4 protein-coding genes and 1 pseudogene are annotated in these 5,884 nt (G+C 77.8%); 3 read left to right on the top strand and 2 right to left on the bottom strand.

Annotation, left to right across the window (positions count from 1 at the left end):
• Both G6556_RS16570 and G6556_RS16565 read left to right on the top strand, forming a co-directional pair.
• On the top strand, positions 1-535 hold a 535-nt coding region (locus G6556_RS16570; protein WP_277344790.1), incomplete at its 5' end, for a nucleotide-binding domain containing protein.
• On the top strand, positions 532-1,227 hold the full coding sequence (locus tag G6556_RS16565; protein WP_346774955.1) for a class II aldolase/adducin family protein: 696 nt from the start codon (positions 532-534) through the stop codon (positions 1,225-1,227). The genes G6556_RS16570 and G6556_RS16565, both read left to right, overlap by 4 nt.
• A 16-nt stretch (positions 1,228-1,243) precedes the next feature.
• On the opposite strand, the gene G6556_RS16560 is transcribed toward G6556_RS16565, so the two are convergent.
• The gene (locus G6556_RS16560) at positions 1,244-1,489 is read right to left on the bottom strand and encodes an STAS domain-containing protein (RefSeq protein WP_166943894.1); all 246 of its coding nucleotides are present in this window, start codon (positions 1,487-1,489) and stop codon (positions 1,244-1,246) included.
• Between the two features lie 258 nt (positions 1,490-1,747).
• On the opposite strand from G6556_RS16560, the gene G6556_RS16555 reads away from it, so the two are divergent.
• Positions 1,748-4,780: a glycoside hydrolase family 38 C-terminal domain-containing protein gene (locus G6556_RS16555; protein ID WP_346774954.1), complete on the top strand. Its 3,033-nt coding sequence runs from the start codon at positions 1,748-1,750 to the stop codon at positions 4,778-4,780.
• Positions 4,781-4,973: 193 nt separating this feature from the next.
• On the opposite strand, the pseudogene G6556_RS16550 reads toward G6556_RS16555, so the two are convergent.
• A pseudogene (locus G6556_RS16550) lies at positions 4,974-5,884 on the bottom strand (hypothetical protein); the annotation flags it as partial.

Below are 5,884 nucleotides of genomic sequence, written 5' to 3'. Positions count from 1 at the left end.
CCCCGCGCCCCGACGCACCGGCGGGCGCGCCCTGGTCGTCTCCGGCTCGTGCTCGGCGCGCACCCGGGAGCAGGTCGCGCGGTTCCCCGGACCCCGGGTGGCGCTGGACGCCGACGCCCTCGCCGCCGACCCGGACGGCGCGCTCGCCGCGGTGCTGCGCGACCTGGCGGCCGCGTACGCCGACGGGCCCGGCCCGGTGCTGGTCTCCTCGTCCGCCGACCCGGACGCCGTGCGCGGCACCCAGGAGCGCCTCGGCGTCCGGCGGGCGGCGGAGGTGCTGGAGCACGCCGCCGGCGAGGTCGCCGCGCGCGCCGTGCGGGACCTCGGCGTCGGGCGGCTGCTGGTCGCGGGCGGCGAGACCTCCGGCGCGGTCGCTGCGGCGCTCGGGCTCGGCGTGCTCCGCGTCGGGCCCGCGGCGGCGCCCGGCGTGCCGTGGATGGTCCCCGTCGAAGGGCCGGACGTCGCGGTGCTGCTGAAGTCCGGCAACTTCGGCGGGCCGGACCTGTTCCGCACGGCGTGGGAGGTGTGCCCGTGACCGGCGACGTGGCGGACGCGATGCTCGACGCGGCTCGGGAGGCGCTGGTCGCGGCGTGCCGGCACCTGGCCGCGCGCGGGCTGTCGCCGGGCGGGTCGGGGAACCTGAGCGTGCGGGTCGGGGACGCGCTGGTGATCACGCCGACCGGGTCGAGCCTGTCGCGCGTCACGGCGCGGGACCTCGCCGTCGCCCCGGTCGACCCCGGGGCCGCCACGGCCGCGGGCCCCGGGGCACCGGTCGAGCGCTCCGCCAGGACGGTGCCGTCGAAGGAGCTGCCGCTGCACCGCGCCGTGTACGCCGCGCGGCCCGGCGCCGCGGCCGTCGTGCACCTGCACTCCCCCGCCGCCGTCGCCGCGTCCTGCCTGGAGCCGGCCGCTCTGCCGCGCGAGAGGGCGACCGGCCCGCTGCCGGCGGTGACGCCGTACCAGGTGATGCGGCTCGGCGACCTGCCGGTGGCGCCGTTCGCGCTCCCCGGCTCCGCCGCGCTGGCCGAGGGGGTCGCGGCGCTGGCCGCGGACGCGCCCGCGATGCTGCTGGCCAACCACGGCTCGCTGGTCGCGGGGGCGCACCTGCCGGCGGCGCTCGACCTGGCCGAGGAGCTGGAGGCCGCAGCGCAGGTCGTGCTGCTGCTCGCGGGCGTCCCGCACCGCCGCCTCACGGCCGCGCAGGTGGCGGCGCTCCGCGCCCGCTGACCCCGGCGCGCCCGGGTCAGGCCGGGAGCCGCACCTGCCCGCCGAACTCCCGGCAGTGCCGCTGCACCGCCTCCAGCGTGCGCCGGCCGGCGTCGTCGACGACGTGCACCGCGGTCGCGTCGACCGTCAGCTCCTCGCCCGTCGCGCCCATCAGGCAGTGCAGCGCCTCGCGCAGGGCGGACGCGCTGTGCACGTCGAGGTCGCCGCGCACGGCGATGACCGACGGCTGCGCCGGCTGCCCCAGGTCGATCGTGACGTCCACGGTCCCGCCTCCCGGACTTCGCGCGGGCCGCTGCTGCTGCACCCCGCGGTGCGAGGGTAGAAGCGGTTCTCCCCCCGCGCGCGGGGAAGTGGTCACCGGTCCGCCGTCCCACATCCGGGCCTCCCCCTGGTGTGCGAAGTCGCACATCCTCTAATGTGGCAACGTTCCTACATCCGTCCGGCGTCGCACGGTGTCTGCGCGCGACCCACCCCTGGGCCGCGCCCGACGGAGCCACGCGGCACCACGCCGAGGAGAGCCGTGCACCGCACCCTGTCCGACCTCACCGCCCGCATCGACCGCGTCCTGAAGGACCGGGTGCTCCCGGTCGTCCACACGCACCGCACCCCGCTGGAGGTGACGGTCGCCCACCTGCCGGGTGAGCCCGTGCCGTTCGCCGAGGCCGTCCGGCTGCCGTTCGCCCCCACCACCGTCGGCGAGCCGTGGGGCCGCGCCTGGTCCACGAGCTGGTTCCGCCTGCGGGGCGTCGTCCCGCCCGAGATGGCCGGCCGCCGCATCGAGGTGCTCGTCGACCTCGGGTTCCGCACCGGCGGGCCCGGGTTCGAGGCCGAGGGGCTCGTCTACACGCCCGACGGCATCCCGCTCAAGGGGATCGAGCCGCGCAACCTCTACGTCCCGGTCGCGGACCCGGCCCGGGGCGGCGAGGTCGTCGACCTGTACGTCGAGGCCGCCGCCAACCCGTCGATCGGCGGCTCCCCCACGACCGACCTCGGCGACCTGGACACCGTCCCGGACGTGCTGCTCTACCGGCTCGCCCGGGCCGAGGTCGCGGTGCTGGAGGAGGAGGTGCAGGCGCTGGCGCTCGACGTCCAGGTCCTGCACGAGCTCGCCCTCCAGCTCCCGGTGAACGACCCGCGCCGCGAGCGGGTCCGGGCCGGGCTGGAGCGGGCGGTCGACGCGCTGGACGTCCGGGACGTGCCCGGCACGGCCGCCGCCGCCCGCGCGGAGCTCGCCGACCTGCTCGCGGCCCCCGCCGCGCCGAGCGCCCACCGCGTCTCCGCCGTGGGGCACGCGCACATCGACTCGGCGTGGATGTGGCCGGTGCGGGAGACCATCCGCAAGTGCGCCCGCACGTTCTCGAACGTCGCCTCGCTCGCGGACGCCTACCCGGACCTGCGGTTCGCCTGCTCGTCGGCCCAGCAGTACGCCTGGGTGCAGGAGCACCACCCGCACGTGTTCGCGCGGATCAAGGAGAAGGTCGCGTCCGGGCAGTTCGTGCCGGTCGGCGGGATGTGGGTCGAGTCGGACACCAACCTGCCCGGCGGCGAGGCGCTGGCCCGGCAGCTCGTGCAGGGCCGGCGGTACTTCGCCTCCGAGCTCGGCGTCGAGGAGCAGCCCGAGGTCTGGCTGCCCGACTCGTTCGGCTACACCGGGGCGTTCCCGCAGCTCGCCCGGCTGGCCGGGGCGCGGTGGTTCCTGTCGCAGAAGATGTCCTGGAACACCACCAACCGGTTCCCGCACCACACGTTCTGGTGGGAGGGCATCGACGGGTCGCGCGTGTTCACGCACTTCCCGCCCGCCGACACCTACGGCGCGAAGCTCTCCGGCGAGCAGCTGGCGTACGGGGTGGCCAACTTCGCGGACGCCGGACCGGCCAACCGCAGCCTGCTGCCGTTCGGCTACGGCGACGGGGGCGGCGGCCCGACCCGCGAGATGATGGAGACCGCGCACCGGGTCGCGGACCTGGAGGGCTCGCCGCGGGTCGTCGTCGAGACGCCGGCCGAGTTCTTCGCCGGGGCCGAGGCCGAGTACCCGCAGGCCCCGGTGTGGTCCGGCGAGATGTACCTGGAGTTCCACCGCGGCACCTACACCAGCCAGCTCGCGATGAAGCAGGGCAACCGCCGCACCGAGCACCTGCTCCGCGAGGCCGAGCTGTGGGCCGCGACCGCCGCCGTCCGCGCCGGGGCCGACTACCCGTACGAGCACCTGGACCGGCTGTGGCAGGACACCCTGCTGCTGCAGTTCCACGACATCCTCCCGGGCAGCAGCATCGCCTGGGTGCACCGCGAGGCCCGCGACACCTACCGCCGGCTGGCGGGCGAGCTCGAGGCGCTGGTCGCGGGGGCGCTGGCCGCCGCGGCCGGGTCGGGCGACGTCGAGGTCCGGGCCAACGCCGCGCCGCACGACCGGGACGGGGTGCCGGCGCTGGGTGCCGGGGTCGCCGCGCCGGCTCCGGGCGCCCCGGTGGTCGTGTCCCGGGAGGGCGACGCGGTCCTCCTCGACAACGGGCTGCTGCGGGTGCGGGTCGACGCCGACGGCACCCTCGGGTCCGTCCGGGACCTGGTCGCCGACCGCGAGGTGCTGGCCCCCGGGACCAGCGCGAACGTCCTGCAGCTGCACCCGGACCAGCCGGTGCGGTTCGACGCCTGGGACGTGGACGAGTTCTACCGGCACCGGGTCCGCGAGGTGCGCTCGGTCGCGGCGCTGGACGTCGACGCGTCCGACCCGGCTCGCGCGGAGGTGCGGGTCGCACGGCACGACGGCGACTCCGCCTACGTGCAGACGATCGCGCTGGCGGCCGGGGAGCGCCGGGTCGACCTGACGCTCGACGTCGACTGGCACGAGCGGGAGACGCTGCTCAAGGCCGCGTTCCCCCTGGCGGTGCACGCGGAGCGGTCCACGGCCGAGACCCAGTTCGGGCACGTGCACCGGGCCACCCACACCAACACGTCCTGGGACGCCGCGCGGTTCGAGATCTGCGCGCACCGGTGGCTGCACGTCGCCGAGCCCGGCTACGGCGTCGCGGTGGTCAACGACTCGACGTACGGGCACGACGTCGCGCGCCCCGGGCCGGGGGACGCGCGGGGTGCGGGGTCGACGACGGTCCGGCTGTCGCTGGTCCGCGCGCCGCGGTACCCCGACCCGGAGACCGACCAGGGCCGGCACACGATGCGGTACGCGCTGGTCCCGGGCGCCGGCGTCGACGAGGCCGTCCGCGAGGGCTACCGGATCAACCTGCCCACCCGCCGGGTGCGCGGCGCCGGGCCGGTCGAGCCGCTGGTCACCGTCGAGGGCGCGGTCGTCGAGGCCGTGAAGCTCGCCGACGACCGGTCCGGCGACGTCGTCGTGCGGCTGTACGAGGCGCGCGGCGGGCGCGGCCGGGCGGTGGTGCGCCCGGGGTTCGCCTGCACCGGGGCGTCCGTGCGCGACCTGCTGGAGCGGGAGGACCCGGAGGTGGCCGCGCTGGCGCCGCTGTCCGACGCCGGCGACGGCGCGGTGGCCCTGGACCTCGGGCCGTTCCAGGTGGTGACGCTGCGCCTGGCTCGCGCCTGACCTGCGGCCGACCCGCGCCCTGACCCGGGCGCTCAGGTCCCCACCCGATCGTCACGCCACCACCCGCACGACCGGGTGGCCGCGCGACGATCAGGTGGGGATCAGGTCGCGCCCCCCGCGGCTCGGCCGCGTCAGGCCGTGCGGACCGGCGTCAGGAGGGGGACCCGGTCGCGCGGCCCGCGGCTCGGGCCCCTCAGGCCGTGGGGACCGGCGTCGGGAGCAGGAGGCGGGTCAGCGCCTCGTCCAGGAGGGACCGGCCGGCGGCGGTGAGCAGCCAGCGGGCGGCGCCGTCGCTGGTCAGGAACGCGGTCGTCCGCGCGGCGGGCGCCGGCTCGCCGGTGGTGAGCGGGGCGCCCGCCGGCACCTCGACGAGCACCGGGCGGGGCTCCGGCTCGGGCGCACGGGCCAGCACCCGGACGCCGGATACCGGCTCGCACCAGGCCAGCCGGCCCGCCCCGCGGTGCACGACCACCTCGGGTCCGTCGGTCAGCACCAGCCGGTCACGGTCGAGCAGCACGCCCGACGTGGTCGCGACCCCCAGCGACACCAGCCGCCCGAAGGCCAGCACCGGCACGGCCGCCCCCGCGAGCGCCTCGGCGGCCGGCGCGGGGGCGTCGGGGGTGAGCACGACCAGGTCGACCACGGCGTCCTCGACGGGCGGCCAGGAGGACGTCACCTGCACGGCGAGGCCGCGCGACCGGAGCCAGCGGGCAGTCGCGTCGTCGCCCGCGGACGGCTCCGCTCCGGTGACGAGCACCGCCCGCCGCCCCGGTCCCCGGCTCTCGGCCGACGAGCGTGATCGGTCCGTGCCGGGCGCGGTCGTCGCGGAACCCGTGCTCGGCGCGCCACCCGCGCGTTCGACGTCGAGTTCCCGGCCCGCCAGCGTCGCGCGGACGAAGCGCGCGACGTCGGCGCGCAGCACGTCGGGGAAGTCGGTCTCGACCCGGTCGAGCGCCACCCGCGCGGCGTCGGCGTCGCCCCCGCCGCGCAGCAGCGCGCACGCCGCGAGCCCCGCTGCTCCCGCGTGCGCGGCGGCGTCGAGCCAGGGCCGGAGCGCCGCCACCAGGGCGTCCGCCTCGTCCTCGGCGGCACGCGTCACCGTCG

Origin of the sequence: Cellulomonas sp. IC4_254 (assembly GCF_011603975.1) — a bacterium.
GTDB lineage: Bacteria > Actinomycetota > Actinomycetes > Actinomycetales > Cellulomonadaceae > Cellulomonas.
This window is presented reverse-complemented; position numbering and strand designations above follow the sequence as displayed.